Genomic DNA, 15,037 nt, shown 5'->3' with positions numbered 1-15,037 from the left:
GCGGGTAATGCACTACCTGGCTTTCAGCGCAGTCTGGCGCGGGCCCGCTCGGCCAACACGACCACCGAGGGATCTTCGGCTGGAATCTGGTCGATGGGCCACCAGCGCAGGTCCAGTGATTCGTCGCTGACGGTGATCTGGGCGCCCTCCGGCGCACGCGCCAGGAACTGCAGATCGAGATGGCGAGTCGGCACACCCAGCGAGCATGTGATCGGATGTACATGTATGCCAAGCAGATTCGGCTCAAGAGTGAGGTCCGCTATCCCGGATTCCTCGGTGGCTTCACGCAGCGCGGCGGCCCGGATCGTGGCGTCCTCCTCTTCGCAGTGGCCGCCCAGCTGAAGCCACTTACCCACGCGCGGGTGCAGGGTCAGCAGAGCCTGCGACCCGTCGTGGTTGACCACCAGCGCCGAGGCGGTGATATGGCCTGCGGCGCTGCGGCGACGGCAGGCGTCCGGATTGGCGTCGAGAAAGGCCAGAACGGAGTGCCGCAGGCTGTCCTGCTCGGCATCGGGCGTTTCCCATGCGGAGAGCAGCTCGACGGCGGAAGCTTGCAGACCCGAGATGCGGCTCATCAGAGCTCAACCAGCATCTGGCCGGCAGGAAGGGGAGTGCGGGGTTCCAGTGTCTCCTCGGGGTATCCGTGCGGATATCCGATGGCGATGGCCCCCATCGGTTCCCATGAGGCATCCAGCTCGAGCTGCCTGCGGACGACATCGGCGGCGAAGATGGTGGACCCGATCCAGCAGCTCCCCACGCCCCGCGCCGCCAGCGCCACCAACAGTGCCTGCACCGCCGCGCCCACCGCGACGGTGAACATGGTGTGTTCGGCCGCGTTGCGGCGCTCGTCCGGGTAGTCGTGGACACCGTCGGGGACCAGGAACGGAATCACGATTTCGGGCGCGTCGTAGAGGATCTGTCCGCGGGCCACCCGTTTCTCGACGGATTCCGGGGTGCGTCCGTCTCCGCTGAGATCCACGGCCCATGCCTGTTTCATGGCATCCAGCAGTGCGCGCCGTGTCGCCAGATCCCGTACCCATACGAATCTCACCGGATGGGTGTGATGCGGAGCGGGCGCCGTCAACGCCTCGCCGATGGCTTCGCGTAATAGATCGGAATCTACTGCGATATCAGCGAATTGACGGATAGAGCGGCGCACCAGCACTGCATCGCGGCGCCCCTGCTCCAGCGCTTCCGCGGTGCCGAGCCAGAACAAATCGTCGGGGCCCGAGCGCTGGAGGTCGCGGGCCACGCTGCCGTCGTCGGGCACCGACAGGCCCCGCACCACCGCAACTGGTACATCGGTGAGCTTGCCCTTGACAAGGTCGGCGGCGGCGGCGATCTCGTCGACGATGGCCACCTCTGTCACCTGAAGTTCGTTGCCGTGCTTGTCCTTTGCGCCGGCGTAGCCATACAGGACGGGGATGCCGGAAGAACCGATGGCGGCATCGGTCTGGCCATTGCGCCAGGCCCGTCCCATGGTGTCGGTGATCACCACCGCTACGTTCACGCCCAGCTGTCGCGACAGTGCTGCCCGCACCGCCGCGGCGCTGCCATCGGGGTCGGTGGGGAGCAGTACGAGTTCGGCGGTATCGACATTGGACGCGTCGATTCCGGCGGCGGCCTGCACGATGCCGATGGTGTTCTCGGTGATCAGTGTCTTTCCCTTGCGGGCCAGCACCCGGACCGACTCGGAGTCGATCAGTTTGCGCCGCAAGGTGTCCCGCGCTTCGGGATCGGTAGGCGCCGCGACGATGCGGCCCTCGGCCTTGGAGATGATCTTGCTGGTGATCACGATCACATCGCCGTCCCGGATCCATGGTGCCGCCTCGGCGATGGTCTTGGCGACATCGTCGCCGGGGCGGAATTCCGGCAAGTCCGCAATGGGTAGAATCTCCACCGGAGCCGCCGAACCATGTTCCGGTGCAGGGGAATCCGCAGATGAGGTCATAGGGTAACTCCGGCCAGGTCGAGTCCCGCACGCACCATCGCCGCCGTCGCGTCCGGGTCGGTCATGAGCAGCGGAATCGACCGTACCTGAACTCCCGCAATGTGAGCGGCGTCACCCTCGTCGACCAGCCAGCCGTCCAGGATGCCGGTCTGTGAGCGGGCGCCGAAGTGTTCCCCGACACCTTGTGAGCTCACCTCGACACCGATCACGCGCAAACATTCGTCGGCCATTCCGCGGAGTGGCTTACCGGACACGATTGGCGAGTACCCGATGACCGGAGCGGTGGTTGTGCGGAGCGCCCCGCGAACTCCGCCGACCGCCAGGACGGCCCCGATGCTCACCACCGGATTGGAGGGAGCCAGCAAGACGGCATCTGCCTCGGCGATGGCTTCGGCAACGCCCGGGCCGGCCTTTGCTTCGTCCGTGCCGACGAACGCGAAATTGTGGGTCGGTACCTGTGCTCGGTGCTGCACCCACCACTGTTGGAAGTGGATGGCGCGCTGCTCCCCATCGGCGGGGTCGGTGATCACCACGTGGGTCTCGCAGCGGTCGTCGCTGGCGGGTAACAGGCGGACTCCGGGCTGCCATCGATTGCATAACGCTTCGGTGACCGCTGATAGCGGGTAACCGGCTCGCAGCATTTGACTGCGTATCAGGTGAGTGGCCAGGTCCCTGTCGCCGAGCGAGAACCAGTCGGGCTGGGCGCCGTAGGCCGCCAGTTCCTCCATGGCGTTCCACGTTTCGCCCCGGTGTCCCCAGCCGCGTTCCGGATCCACCCCTCCGCCCAGGGTGTACATGCAGGTGTCCAGGTCAGGGCAGATCCTGACGCCATGCATCCAGGCGTCGTCGCCAATGTTCACGATGGCGTTTATCTGATGCTTGCTGGAGTCCGATCCGAGCAAGCGTTGGACGCCGAGCAGGAAGCGCGCTCCGCCGACGCCGCCGACGAGGACGGTGAGTTTCACGCTGACCGACACTAGTGCGCCGGCAATGATGCGACACGCCACGAGGGCGCCACGCCGATTTTGTCGGTCGTAGATGGTATGAATTTTCGTCCTTCGCTTGACCCCGGCAGCGAACACGTGTGTAATCACACCAGTGTCATTCCTCGGGCTGGGTTTGGAAGTTGCAGGCGCAGACCGGGATTCGATCAGATGTTCGAATGGAATGGCCGGGAAAACGACAATGTGGCACGAAACCGGGCACGACGACTGCAAGTGGGAATGGTGAGGAGGCGGGACGATGCTGTTCGGGCACAATGAATTTGGCGCACACGACGAGCTGAGTTCCGGCGTCGGCACGGGTGCGACGGGCTTGCCGCCCGCACGTCCGCATCTGACGTTGGTGCAGAACGATTTTGATGCGCTGATTGGTGTCGCTGATGATCAGTGGCAAGAGAAGGCGCTGTGCGCACAGACCGATCCCGAGGCGTTCTTCCCTGAGAAGGGCGGGTCGACTCGCGAGGCCAAGCGCATCTGCCAGGGCTGCGAAGTCAAGGACGAGTGCCTTGAATACGCACTGGCCAACGACGAGCGGTTCGGTATTTGGGGCGGGTTGTCCGAGCGTGAGCGCCGCCGCCTGAAGCGGGGCATCATCTAACTCCGCGTTCGATCGGGCGGTTAGTCGCCCTCATCGGTGATGGTCGGGTCGATCACCGATGGTTCCACCCCCAGGTGGGTGGCAACCTGCGCCACCAGCAGATCGTGCAGGAGATCCGACAAATCCCCAGATTTCTTCGCGCGTAATTCGATCGGCTTGCGGAATAGGACAATTCGCGCCCGGGTGGTGTTACCCCGGGTGTCCACGCCGGCGGGAATAAGCCTTGCCAGCGGGATCGGTCCGTCGGCGATCACCTCCGGCGGCCATTGCACCGACTCGGGATCCTTGGGTTGGATGCGCGGAATCTCGTCCACCGCGACATCGAGACCCTCCAGCCGCGACTGCCACGCCCGCTCGATGGGTTCATAGGCCTCCAGCACCGCCATATCGAAGCGCTCGGCGCGTGAGCGCCAGCCGGGAACGGTCGGCGGCAAGAGCGGGCCACGAAAATCGCGCCCCCTTCTGGAGCCCTGCGAGCTCGATCCGCTCGCCGAGCCGCCGCGCCGTCCGTCACGTGCCATACGGGAAATGGTAACGGTGTGACTGCTGTGGCTGACGAATCACAACGAGCCGATCACCCCGGGGTCTCTGCCTGATCACCGGAGGGTCTCAGTGGGTTCACAGCGCGTGTCTGCGGGTCGGAACGTGTTTGCGCACGCTAGCCTCAACGTTTGTGAGAGCCCCCCGTCGCTGCTGTCGACCCGGGTGCCCGAGTTCCGCCGTGGCGACGTTGACGTTCGTCTATGCGGACTCGACGGCCGTGGTTGGGCCGCTGGCCACGTCCAGCGAGCCGCATTCGTGGGATCTGTGCGCGCAGCACGCGAGCCGGATCACCGCGCCCCGTGGCTGGGAGCTGGTCCGGTACAACGGCCCCCTGCCGTCGAATCCCGAGGATGACGACTTGGTTGCCCTGGCCGATGCGGTTCGGGAACCCACCGGAGTGCGGATGGCCGCGGCGGGATTCAGCGAGCCCGCACTCGATATGGGAGGGCCTGCCACCTCGGCTGCTCCCCGGCCCGTGCATCCGGCTCCCGTCGGGCGGCGCCGCGGACATCTGCGGGTTCTGCCGGATCCGGCAGAGTAGTTCTGATCAGGTGCTTTCGGCTTGGCCCGGTGACATTCTGTACCCTCTCGCCGGACGTTCACGTTGGGCACTCGCCGACCACTAGGCTGGCCAGCGACACCTAACGTCCCTCGCTCGACAGATCAATAGGAGTGCTCTCGTCATGGCCCGGTCCGCCGACGCTGTCCACGCAGTCATCAAGGCGTACGACGTTCGTGGCCTCTTGGGCGAGCAGATCGACGAGTCCTTCGTGTTCGACGTGGGTTCTTCGTTCGCGCGACTGGTCAAGGCAGAGCAGGCCGACGCCGGCGCGCCATTGCGGATCGTGGTGGGCCGCGACATGCGCGACTCGTCGCCTCCGCTGGCTCAGGCGTTCACCGAGGGTGTCACCGCTCAGGGCGTCGATGTCGTGCAGATCGGACTGGCATCCACAGATCAGCTGTACTTCGCTTCGGGGCTGTTGGATTGCCCGGGAGCCATGTTCACCGCCAGCCACAACCCGGCCGCGTACAACGGAATCAAGCTGTGCCGCGCCGGTGCCAAGCCGGTGGGCAGGGACACCGGCCTGGCCATCATCAGCGAGGAGCTGATCAACGGGGTGCCCGCGCACGACGGTGCGGCGGGCACGATCACCGAACGTGATGTTCTCGCCGAGTACGGCGAGTTCCTGCGGTCACTGGTTCAGCTGAGCGGGGCACGCCCCCTTCGGGTGGCTGTGGATGCGGGTAACGGTATGGCCGGACACACGACACCGGCGGTGCTGGGTGCGATTCCATCGATTGCGCTCGCGCCGTTGTACTTCGAGTTGGACGGCAACTTCCCCAACCACGAAGCCAACCCGCTCGACCCCGAGAACCTGCGCGATCTGCAGGCCTTCGTGGTGGCCGAGGGTGCTGACATCGGCCTCGCCTTCGATGGCGACGCTGACCGGTGCTTCGTCGTCGATGAGCGCGGACGGGCCGTATCTCCTTCCGCGGTAACCGCTTTGGTGGCGCGTCGAGAGCTGGAGCGGGAAATCGGCGGCACCATCATCCACAATCTGATCACCTCGCGTGCCGTCCCCGAGCTTGTCGTCGAGCACGGCGGAACACCGGTGCGCTCTCGCGTCGGCCACTCGTTCATCAAGGCACTGATGGCTGAGACGGGCGCGATCTTCGGCGGTGAGCATTCCGCGCACTACTACTTCCGGGACTTCTGGGGTGCCGACTCCGGAATGCTGGCGGCACTGCACGTGCTGGCAGCCCTGGGCGAGCAGGACCGGCCGCTCTCAGATCTCATGTCTGATTACGAGCGGTACGCATCCTCCGGCGAGATCAACTTCCGCGTCTCGAATGCCAAGGCATGTATCGACGAGGTGTTGAAGTCGTTTGGCACACAGATAGTTTCGATCGACCATCTCGACGGCGTCACCGTCGACATCGGTACCGGAACGTGGTTCAACCTGCGCACGTCCAACACCGAGCCACTGCTGCGCCTCAACGTCGAGGCTCGCACCGACGAAGATGTGGCGGGTGTGGTCGCGCGCGTCACCGAGTTGGTCGACCGCACCGAGGCCGCGACCTGATGAAGGCAACCATCGATCTGGACGACGCCGAGGCGCTGTTGGCGGCCGACCGCGATGGTTCGCTGCAGGCCGCTTCGATGGCCGGCTCGCAGGTTCGGGCGGTTGGTACAGCCATCGCCGAGGGTGCCCTGGACCCGCTTCACGTGGAGGACCGGTCGCGCGCGCTCGTGTGGGTCGCGGGCCGCGGCACCGCCGCAACGGCGGGAGCGGTTCTGGCTGGGGCGCTGTCGGATACCGCGAGTCTTCCGTTCGTTACCGCCACCCGGGCTCCGGTGTGGGTGGGCCCACTCGATGTCATGGTGGTGGCTGGTGACGATGCCGGTGATCCTGCCCTCACTGCTGCGGTATCGATGGGTACCCGTCGGGGTGCCCGGGTGGTCATCGCCGCACCCGATGAGGGTCCCTTGGCGGATTCCGGTGCTGGCCGGGCGATTTCACTGGCGCCCCGGTTGCGGGTGCCCGACACATTCAGTCTTGCTCACAACCTCGCTGTTGGGGCGGCAGTGCTGGGGGTGCTCGACAGGGCCATCGTGCCCGACGTTATGGCGATCGCCGATGAAGTGGATGGCGAGGTGTCCCGGAACACCGTAGGCCGGGAAATCTTCACCAACGCCGCCAAGGTGATCGCGACGCGATTGACCGGTGGACCCGCGGTGTTCTGCGGGGATCGATCGGTCACCGTGGCGCTCGCGCAACATGCGGCGGCAACGCTGTTGCGGCTGACGCAGCGCACCGCTACCGCGTGCGGCCTTCCGCAAGCGTTGGCCGCGATGCGGGATGCGTTGTCGAGCAGGAGCTCTGGTGAGAGCTCACTGTTCCACGACGAGTTCATCGACGGTCCCCGCGGCGATGGTCCACCGCGGATACTTGCCCTTGCCACCGATAGCGACTTCCAATCGGTTGCGGCGCGGATCGATGGTGTCGATGAAGCGCAGCTGGTCAGCACCACCGATCTTGGTGACGTGGCGGCCCGACCGTCGGAGCTCGCGCAGCTGATGATGCTCGCGACACGACTCGAAATGGCCTCGGTGTACGCCCGGCTCGGCGGGGGGAGATCCGGGCTGTGAATCTGCTCAGGGGGGCGATAAGGACGTACGCCTGGGGCTCGCGGACGGCGATCGCCGAGTTCACCGGACGCCCCACACCGACACCGCATCCGGAAGCCGAACTGTGGCTGGGTGCGCACCCTGCCGATCCGGCCTACCTGGAAACCGGTGGTGGCGCAGAGTCATTACTCGATGTGGTGGCCGCAGATCCGGCAGGGCAGTTGGGTCCGGCGTCGGTGGCTGAGTTCGGCGATCAATTGCCCTTCCTACTCAAGGTGCTGGCGGCGGACGAGCCGCTGTCCCTGCAAGCCCACCCCAGTGCGCGGCAGGCGGCAGACGGATACGCGCGGGAAGAGGCGGCGGGTGTCCCGCTCAACTCCCCGGTGCGCAATTATCGGGACCGCAATCACAAGCCCGAACTGGTTGTGGCGCTGGATCGTTTTGAGGCGCTGGCAGGTTTTCGCGACCCCGGTGACACCGTCGAACTCTTTCGCGCGCTCGATGTCGGCGAGCTGACACCCTATGTGAATCTGTTGGCCGGACAATCCGATGCCGATGGGCTGCGCGCCCTGTTCACCACCTGGATAACCCTTCCGCAGCCCAGCCTGGATCTGTTGGTGCCTGCCGTGCTCGAGGGTGCCGTGCGTTATCTGTCGTCCGGCCACGAGCGTTTCGCTGGTGAGGCGCGCACGCTTCTGGAGTTGGGTGAGCGGTATCCGGCGGACGCCGGAGTACTTGCCTCCTTGTTGTTGAATCGGCTCACGCTGGAACCGGGGGAGGGGATCTACCTGCCCGCCGGAAATCTGCATGCGTACCTGCGTGGTCTGGCCGTCGAGATCATGGCCAATTCCGACAACGTGCTGCGCGGCGGGCTTACTCCCAAACACGTCGATGTACCCGAATTGCTTCGGGTGCTGGATTTTTCACCCGCCGCCGAAAAACACCTGCATGTTGAGACCGTCACCGACGGTGCACAGACTCGGTACCTCACGCCCGCCAGGGAGTTCGCGTTATCGCGATTCGATCTGGTGGACGGCGAACGCGTTCCGGTGGAAGTAAAAGGACCGCGGATAGTGCTGTGCACGCGGGGCAGCGTGCGGTTGGACGGTATGGGGCCGGACCTTGACGTTCATGCCGGACAGTCGGTGTGGATACCGGCCGACGGCGGAGATGTGACGCTAACCGGGCAGTCCGATGCCCGTGTATTCATGGCAACAGTTGACGCGGACGCGTGACCGTCCGGCAGGACGGTGCGAGCGGGAACAGAAGGAGAGTCGATGTCGGCAGGCGGCAGTAAGAGGGCGATCATCGCGGCGCTGGCGGCGAACGCGGGTATCGCGGCGGCCAAGTTCGTCGGGTTCCTGATCACCGGGAGTTCGTCGATGCTCGCCGAGTCCGTGCACTCGGTGGCGGACACCTCTAACCAGGGGCTGCTGCTCTACGGCCAGCGCGCCGCAAGTAAGGAAGCAGATCGACTGCACCCGTTCGGATATGGACGTAGCCGATTCTTCTACTCTTTTGTGGTCGCGCTGGTGCTGTTCACGCTCGGCTCGGTCTTCGCCCTCTATGAGGGCTATCACAAGATCCACGCTCCCGAGCATCTGCAGTCGCCCATTGTCGCGATTGTGATCCTGGTGTTGGCCATAGGTTTGGAGGGCTACAGCTTCCGCACCGCCTTCGTGGAATCCAAACCGCTGAAGGGCAAAGCCAGCTGGTGGCAGTTCATCCGAAACTCCCGTAACCCGGAGCTTCCCGTCGTGCTGCTCGAAGACACCGGTGCTCTGCTGGGGCTGGCCTTCGCGCTGTTCGGCGTCGGCATGACGATTCTCACGGGCGACCCCGTGTGGGATGGGATCGGCACCATGGCGATCGGTGTGCTGCTGGGTGTCATCGCGATCGTTTTGATGGTCGAGATGAAGAGCCTGCTGATCGGTGAAGGTGCGACCGCAACACAGGAGCGCGCGATCCTGGATGCGCTGACCGGCACCGATCACGTCGAGCGGGTAATCCATTGCCGTACTCAGTATCTGGGTCCCGAGGAGCTTCTGGTCGCGGCCAAGATCGCGATCGCGCCCGATGCGGATCTGCCGTTGGTTGCCGCCACGATCGATGCCGCAGAGCGGCGGGTGCGCGAGGCGGTGCCGATCGCGCAGGTGATCTATCTCGAGCCCGATCTGGATCGTTCGGCCGTCAATTCTTAGCCGGCCGGTGTGATCAACAGTGGTGAGCACGGGGGTTGTGCAAGACTGCCGTAATGCCAGGTAGCGGATTGTGGCGAACCAAGTCTGTCGAACAGTCGATCGCGGATACCGACGAGCCGGAAACGAAGCTCCGTAGGGACCTAACGTGGTGGGATCTCACCGTTTTCGGGGTCTCTGTGGTCATCGGAGCCGGTATCTTCACCGTCACGGCATCGACGGCCGCCAATGTCACCGGTCCGGCGATATCGCTGTCCTTCATCATGGCTGCGATCGGGTGTGGCCTGGCCGCGATGTGCTACGCCGAGTTTGCATCGACCATTCCGGTTGCAGGCAGCGCCTATACGTTCTCCTATGCGACATTCGGTGAGTTCGCGGCCTGGATCCTGGGATGGGATCTCATCTTGGAGTTCTCGGTTGGTGCGGCCACCGTCGCGAAGGGCTGGTCGAGCTATCTGAGCACGGTATTTGGGTTATCTAGTGGCACAGTGCATCTCGGGTCGCTCAAGATCGACTGGGGCGCGCTGCTCATTGTCTCGGTGTTGACGGTGCTGCTGGCCGTCGGCACCAAGCTGTCTTCACGGGTGTCCCTCGTCATCACGACCGTCAAGGTCCTGGTGGTGCTGCTGGTGATCATCGTCGGCGCGTTCTTCATCAAGGCGGCCAACTACACACCGTTCGTTCCACCGGCGGAGGCGGGAAGTTCCAGCAGGACCGGTTTGGATCAGTCTCTGTTTTCGTTCATCGCCGGCGGCTCCGGAAGCCAGTACGGCTGGTTCGGGGTGCTGGCGGGCGCCTCGATCGTGTTCTTCGCGTTCATCGGGTTCGATGTCGTCGCCACCACCGCGGAGGAAACGCGGAACCCGCAAAAGGATGTGCCGCGCGGCATCATCGCCTCGCTCGTCATCGTCACCGTTCTGTACGTCGCGGTCACGGTGGTGCTCTCGGGCATGGTTAAATACAGCGACCTGCGGGCGGCCGATTCGCACCCGAATCTGTCCACGGCATTTCACCTCAACGGTGTCGACTGGGCGGCCAAGGTCATCGCCATCGGCGCGCTGGCCGGCCTGACCACGGTGGTGATGGTGCTGATGCTCGGACAGATCCGCGTCATCTTCGCGATGTGCCGTGATGGACTGCTGCCCCGCGAACTCGCCCGGACGGGATCGCATGGCACACCCATACGCATCACCCTCATCGTGGGCTTTCTTGTCGCGATAGCGGCGTCTCTCACCCCGATAGAGGGGCTGGAAGAGATCGTCAACGTCGGGACATTGTTCGCCTTTGTGCTGGTGTCGGCCGGCGTCATCGTGCTGCGGCGCTCCCGGCCCGACTTGCCCCGGAGCTTCCGCACACCGGGTGTGCCGTGGCTGCCCGTGGTCGCGATCCTGGCGTGCGGGTGGTTGATGCTCAATCTCGCCGTCCGCACCTGGATGTTCGCACTGGCCTGGATGGTCATCGGCGTGATCGTCTACTTCGCTTATAGCCGCAGGCACTCGGTGCTGGGGTTGCGGGTAGCCGTCGAGAAGTAGCGCGCTCCCTATCTCTCCGTAGGTCCCTTGTGGGTGACGCACACCACCAGGCTCTTTACAAAACCTATTCATTTGTCTAGACAAGCGACGAATCATGTCCTATCGTCAAATCTGTTCGGTGACGTACCTCACGCAGATTTAGACCGAGGAGATAGTGACGATGACGTCAAACCTTGATGCAGCCCATGACCTGCCAGTCCGGTGGCGCGACCGCAAGCGCCACATGTGGCTGTACGGGATGATCCCGCCCACCGCGATCTTCATTGCGACGGCGCTGGTTTATGCGATGAACCAGCTCGGATGGCAGCAGTTCTCGCCGTTCTTCTTCTGGATCGGCCCACTGCTGGTGTACGTGATCCTGCCGCTGCTGGATCTGCGGTTCGGTGCCGACGGCGAGAACGCACCCGATGAGGTGATGGAGGCGCTGGAGAACGACAAGTACTACCGCTATTGCACGTACATCTTCATTCCCTTCCAGTACGCGAGCTTCTTCCTGGGGGCCTACTACTTCACCGCCACCGATCTGAGCTGGATCGGGTTCGACAACGGCATCAGCTGGATCTCCAAGCTGGGTATCGCCTTGTCGATTGGTGTGCTCGGCGGCGTCGGCATCAACACGGCCCACGAGATGGGGCACAAGAAAGACGAGCTGGAGCGCTGGCTCTCGAAGATCACACTGGCGCAGACGTTCTACGGCCACTTCTATATCGAGCACAACCGCGGACACCATGTGCGCGTCGCGACACCTGAGGATCCGGCCAGCTCGCGATTCGGCGAGACGTTCTGGGGCTTCTGGCCGCGCAGCGTCTGGGGCAGCCTGAAGTCTTCGTGGAATCTTGAGGCCACCCGCATGAAGCGGTTGAACCGCTTCGTGCTGCACCCCAGCAACGATGTGGTGAACGCCTGGCTGATGACGGTGGTGTTGTTCGGGGTCACCATCGCCATCTTCGGCACCGCGGTCATCCCGTACCTGATCATTCAGGCCATCTACGGCTTCACCTTCCTGGAGACGGTGAACTACCTGGAGCACTACGGGCTGCTGCGGCAGAAGGTCGCCGGCGGGCGGTACGAGCGCTGCACCCCCAAGCACAGCTGGAACTCCGATCACCTGGTGACCAACATCTTCCTGTACCACCTGCAGCGGCACAGCGATCACCACGCCAACCCCACCCGGCGCTATCAGACTCTGCGCAGCATGGACGGTGCTCCGAACCTGCCCAGTGGCTACGCCACGATGCTGACGCTGGCCTACTTCCCGCCGCTGTGGCGCAAGGTGATGGATCAGCGGGTGCTGGATCACTACGACGGTGACATCACCAAGGTCAACATCCAGCCCAGTAAGCGCGCCAAGATTCTGGCCAAGTACGGCGTAACCGAACAGGCGGCCTGACATGTCCCAGTACCGTTGCCCCATATGTCAGTACGTGTACGACGAGAGCATGGGCGCTCCTCGCGAGGGGTTCCCGGCCGGGACGGCGTGGTCGGAGGTTCCCGACGACTGGTGCTGCCCCGACTGCGGAGTGCGCGAGAAGGTGGATTTTGAAGCCCTGCAAGGAGCGGAATCATGAGCGACGACGACTACAAGTTGTTCGAATGCATGCAGTGCGGATTTCAGTACGACGAGGCGCTGGGCTGGCCGGAGGACGGTATCGAGCCGGGCACTCGCTGGGATGACATCCCCGAGGATTGGAGCTGCCCGGACTGCGGGGCCGCCAAGGCCGACTTCGTGATGGTGGAGATCGCGCGGCCATGACATTGACCGAGTACACCGCGCCTGCCAGGCTCCACGGTGTGACGCCACGAGTGCCGTATGCCGAGGCCGCGCGGGCGCTGCTTCGCGAATCGGTGCTTGATGCGCTCGGAGACCTTCTGCGTCATCAGGATTGGTCGGCAGTGACCATGTCGGCGGTCGCCCGCCGGGCAGGAGTCAGCCGTCAGACGCTGTACAACGAATTCGGTTCGCGGCAGGGGCTGGCTCAGGGATACGCCCTGCGGCTGGCCTTGCGTCTGGCCGACTCCGTCAACGACGCGATCTACGCCAACGTCGGTGATATCCATGGCGCGTTGCACCAGGGATTCGCGGCCTTCTTCGCCGAGAGTGCCGCAGACCCCATGGTCATCTCGTTGTTGACAGGGGAGGCCAAGCCCGAACTCATGCGCCTCGTGACGGTCGACAGCGCGTTGATCGTGCTGCCGGCGTCGGCGCGGCTCACCGAGTCGTTTGCGAACAGCTGGGTGGCCGCCAGTGAGGAAGACGCGTCCATCCTCGCGAGGTCGATTGTGCGGCTGGCGATTAGTTACGTGTCGATGCCGCCGGAATCGGATCATGATGTGGCGCTCGATATGGCGCGCCTGCTGTCCCCGTTCGTGGAGGCCAACGCGCTCACCGGCAAGGCCCCCACAAGCGGGACGGGCCCCCAGTGACCTGCGCATCCATAAATCTCGCTACCTGATCTAACTATCCGTTGCTTACACGCGCTAACCTGGTGACGGACCCGTGTGTGTCAGTTGGATTGACATGCAGGAATTATTCAAGCGACGCGATTGAGGTGGCGATGACCGAGCTGGTGGCCGACGTACGCAACGGCATTGATTACAAGGTGGCCGATCTTTCCGAGGCCGAGTTCGGCCGCAAGGAGATCCGTCTCGCCGAGCATGAGATGCCCGGCCTCATGGCGCTGCGTCGCGAATACGCGGATGTATTGCCGCTCAAGGGCGCTCGCATTTCGGGCTCGCTGCACATGACGATCCAGACTGCGGTGCTGATCGAGACGTTGACGGCCCTGGGTGCCGAGGTGCGCTGGGCTTCTTGCAACATCTTCTCCACCCAGGACCATGCGGCGGCGGCGATCGTCGTCGGCCCGCACGGCACCCCGGAGGAGCCTCAGGGCACCCCGGTCTTCGCCTGGAAGGGCGAGACGCTGGAGGAGTACTGGTGGGCCGCCGAGCAGATGCTCACCTGGCCGAACGAGCCGGCCAACATGATCCTCGACGACGGCGGCGACGCCACCATGCTGGTGCTGCGCGGCGCGCAGTTCGAGCAGGCCGGCGTGGTGCCCCCGGCGGACGACAATGACTCGGCCGAGTACAAGGTCTTCCTGAACCTGCTGCGTGAGCGGTTCGAAACCGATAAGGACAAGTGGACCAAGATCGCCGAGTCGGTCCAGGGTGTCACCGAGGAGACCACCACCGGCGTGCTGCGCCTGTACCAGTTCGCCGCTGCCGGCGAGCTGGCGTTCCCGGCCATCAACGTCAACGACTCGGTGACCAAGAGCAAGTTCGACAACAAGTACGGCACCCGGCACTCGCTGGTCGACGGCATCAACCGCGGCACCGACGTGCTCATCGGTGGCAAGAAGGTGCTGATCTGTGGCTACGGCGACGTCGGCAAGGGCTGCGCCGAGTCCCTCGCGGGGCAAGGCGCTCGTGTGCAGGTCACCGAGATCGACCCGATCAACGCGCTGCAGGCGCTCATGGACGGGTTCGATGTCGTCACCGTCGAGCAGGCCATCGGCAATGCCGACATCGTGGTAACCGCGACCGGTAACTACGACATCATCCTGCTGGACCACATGAAGGCCATGAAGGACCAGGCGATCCTGGGCAACATCGGCCACTTCGACAACGAGATCGACATGGCGGCCCTCGAGAAGTCCGGCGCCACGCGGCTCAACATCAAGCCTCAGGTCGACCTGTGGACCTTCGGGGACTCGGGCAAGTCGATCATCGTGCTGTCCGAGGGGCGTCTACTCAACCTGGGTAACGCCACCGGACACCCGTCGTTCGTGATGAGCAACAGCTTCTCCAACCAGGTGATCGCGCAGATCGAGCTGTGGACCAAGAACGACGAGTACGACAACGAGGTCTACCGATTGGCCAAGCACCTGGACGAGAAGGTGGCGCGCATTCACGTCGAGGCTCTCGGCGGCACGCTGACCAAGCTCACCAAGGATCAGGCCGAGTACATCGGCGTCGACGTGGAAGGCCCGTACAAGCCGGAGCACTACCGCTACTGATCGCCGCTCATCCGCGTAGAGGCCCCTTGCACTCCGGTGCCGGGGGCCTTTGCGTAGGCTGACCAGCC

Annotated in this window: 16 protein-coding genes; 12 read left to right on the top strand and 4 right to left on the bottom strand. The window is 64.2% G+C overall.

All coding sequences use genetic code 11. The features are described 5' to 3' along the window. Window positions 1-23 precede the first annotated feature (23 nt). From AOT83_RS21380 to cofD, 3 genes are read right to left on the bottom strand one after another with little or no spacing between them, the layout of a single operon-like run. Window positions 24-575 (bottom strand): NUDIX hydrolase, encoded by a 552-nt coding sequence (locus tag AOT83_RS21380; protein WP_030096894.1) that lies wholly within the window; start codon window positions 573-575, stop codon window positions 24-26. Further along, window positions 575-1,951, bottom strand: coding sequence for a coenzyme F420-0:L-glutamate ligase (locus AOT83_RS21375; protein WP_057964441.1), 1,377 nt, complete (start codon window positions 1,949-1,951; stop codon window positions 575-577). The genes AOT83_RS21380 and AOT83_RS21375 overlap by 1 nt, the downstream gene beginning before the upstream one ends. Beyond that, window positions 1,948-2,916 carry a 2-phospho-L-lactate transferase gene (cofD, locus tag AOT83_RS21370; protein WP_057964509.1) on the bottom strand — a complete coding sequence of 323 codons (969 nt, stop codon included), beginning with the start codon at window positions 2,914-2,916 and terminating at the stop codon, window positions 1,948-1,950. Before cofD ends, AOT83_RS21375 begins: the two co-directional genes overlap by 4 nt. 379 nt (window positions 2,917-3,295) lie before the next feature. Here cofD and AOT83_RS21365 point away from each other — a divergent pair, with 379 nt between their 5' ends. Continuing rightward, a complete protein-coding gene (locus AOT83_RS21365) occupies window positions 3,296-3,550 on the top strand; it encodes a WhiB family transcriptional regulator (RefSeq protein ID WP_030096897.1) in 255 nt (84 codons plus the stop codon). Between the two features lie 20 nt (window positions 3,551-3,570). On the opposite strand, the gene AOT83_RS21360 is transcribed toward AOT83_RS21365, so the two are convergent. Further along, window positions 3,571-4,071, bottom strand: a complete 501-nt coding sequence (locus AOT83_RS21360) for a metallopeptidase family protein (RefSeq protein WP_064409395.1) — start codon at window positions 4,069-4,071, stop codon at window positions 3,571-3,573. A gap of 152 nt (window positions 4,072-4,223) precedes the next feature. Here AOT83_RS21360 and AOT83_RS21355 point away from each other — a divergent pair, with 152 nt between their 5' ends. The 11 genes from AOT83_RS21355 (at window position 4,224) to ahcY (ending at window position 14,969) form a co-directional block, all read left to right on the top strand. Then, entirely contained in the window at window positions 4,224-4,634 is a 411-nt protein-coding gene (locus AOT83_RS21355; RefSeq protein ID WP_075908115.1) for a DUF3499 domain-containing protein, read from the top strand. A gap of 142 nt (window positions 4,635-4,776) precedes the next feature. Then, a complete protein-coding gene (locus AOT83_RS21350; RefSeq protein ID WP_057964440.1) occupies window positions 4,777-6,177 on the top strand; it encodes a phosphomannomutase/phosphoglucomutase in 1,401 nt (466 codons plus the stop codon). Continuing rightward, entirely contained in the window at window positions 6,177-7,244 is a 1,068-nt protein-coding gene (locus AOT83_RS21345) for a hypothetical protein (RefSeq protein WP_030096901.1), read from the top strand. Before AOT83_RS21350 ends, AOT83_RS21345 begins: the two co-directional genes overlap by 1 nt. Then, window positions 7,241-8,458, top strand: a complete 1,218-nt coding sequence (gene manA / locus AOT83_RS21340) for a mannose-6-phosphate isomerase, class I (protein WP_057964439.1) — start codon at window positions 7,241-7,243, stop codon at window positions 8,456-8,458. Before AOT83_RS21345 ends, manA begins: the two co-directional genes overlap by 4 nt. Window positions 8,459-8,500: 42 nt before the next feature. Beyond that, complete coding sequence (locus AOT83_RS21335) at window positions 8,501-9,424, top strand: cation diffusion facilitator family transporter (RefSeq protein ID WP_030096903.1); 924 nt, start codon at window positions 8,501-8,503, stop codon at window positions 9,422-9,424. A gap of 53 nt (window positions 9,425-9,477) precedes the next feature. Then, complete coding sequence (locus AOT83_RS21330) at window positions 9,478-10,953, top strand: amino acid permease (RefSeq protein WP_030096904.1); 1,476 nt, start codon at window positions 9,478-9,480, stop codon at window positions 10,951-10,953. Between the two features lie 160 nt (window positions 10,954-11,113). Next, window positions 11,114-12,343: an alkane 1-monooxygenase gene (locus AOT83_RS21325; protein ID WP_057964438.1), complete on the top strand. Its 1,230-nt coding sequence runs from the start codon at window positions 11,114-11,116 to the stop codon at window positions 12,341-12,343. 1 nt (window position 12,344) lies between these two features. After that, a complete protein-coding gene (locus AOT83_RS21320; protein ID WP_057964437.1) occupies window positions 12,345-12,521 on the top strand; it encodes a rubredoxin in 177 nt (58 codons plus the stop codon). Further along, window positions 12,518-12,706: a rubredoxin gene (locus tag AOT83_RS21315; protein WP_030096907.1), complete on the top strand. Its 189-nt coding sequence runs from the start codon at window positions 12,518-12,520 to the stop codon at window positions 12,704-12,706. Before AOT83_RS21320 ends, AOT83_RS21315 begins: the two co-directional genes overlap by 4 nt. Window positions 12,707-12,756: 50 nt before the next feature. Continuing rightward, the gene (locus AOT83_RS21310) at window positions 12,757-13,377 is read left to right on the top strand and encodes a TetR family transcriptional regulator (RefSeq protein WP_075908230.1); all 621 of its coding nucleotides are present in this window, start codon (window positions 12,757-12,759) and stop codon (window positions 13,375-13,377) included. Window positions 13,378-13,508: 131 nt separating this feature from the next. Then, entirely contained in the window at window positions 13,509-14,969 is a 1,461-nt protein-coding gene (gene ahcY, locus AOT83_RS21305) for an adenosylhomocysteinase (RefSeq protein ID WP_030096909.1), read from the top strand. The last annotated feature ends 68 nt before the right edge of the window (window positions 14,970-15,037 follow it).

The sequence above is a fragment of the Mycobacteroides sp. H001 genome (assembly GCF_001440005.1).
In the GTDB taxonomy this organism is placed as follows: Bacteria; Actinomycetota; Actinomycetes; order Mycobacteriales; family Mycobacteriaceae; genus Mycobacterium; species Mycobacterium gwanakae.
The sequence above is the reverse complement of the archived record's forward strand: the minus strand, read 5'-3'. Positions and strand labels throughout refer to the sequence as shown.

Bases quoted from the DNA above. Each gene is read 5' to 3' on its own strand.
- AOT83_RS21380 (WP_030096894.1), bottom strand. From the start codon at position 575: ATGAGCCGCATCTCGGGTCTGCAAGCTTCCGCCGTCGAGCTGCTCTCC.
- AOT83_RS21375 (WP_057964441.1), bottom strand. From the start codon at position 1,951: ATGACCTCATCTGCGGATTCCCCTGCACCGGAACATGGTTCGGCGGCT.
- AOT83_RS21360 (WP_064409395.1), bottom strand. From the start codon at position 4,071: ATGGCACGTGACGGACGGCGCGGCGGCTCGGCGAGCGGATCGAGCTCG.
- AOT83_RS21350 (WP_057964440.1), top strand. From the start codon at position 4,777: ATGGCCCGGTCCGCCGACGCTGTCCACGCAGTCATCAAGGCGTACGAC.
- AOT83_RS21345 (WP_030096901.1), top strand. From the start codon at position 6,177: ATGAAGGCAACCATCGATCTGGACGACGCCGAGGCGCTGTTGGCGGCC.
- AOT83_RS21335 (WP_030096903.1), top strand. From the start codon at position 8,501: ATGTCGGCAGGCGGCAGTAAGAGGGCGATCATCGCGGCGCTGGCGGCG.
- AOT83_RS21330 (WP_030096904.1), top strand. From the start codon at position 9,478: ATGCCAGGTAGCGGATTGTGGCGAACCAAGTCTGTCGAACAGTCGATC.
- AOT83_RS21325 (WP_057964438.1), top strand. From the start codon at position 11,114: ATGACGTCAAACCTTGATGCAGCCCATGACCTGCCAGTCCGGTGGCGC.
- AOT83_RS21320 (WP_057964437.1), top strand. From the start codon at position 12,345: ATGTCCCAGTACCGTTGCCCCATATGTCAGTACGTGTACGACGAGAGC.
- AOT83_RS21315 (WP_030096907.1), top strand. From the start codon at position 12,518: ATGAGCGACGACGACTACAAGTTGTTCGAATGCATGCAGTGCGGATTT.
- ahcY (WP_030096909.1), top strand. From the start codon at position 13,509: ATGACCGAGCTGGTGGCCGACGTACGCAACGGCATTGATTACAAGGTG.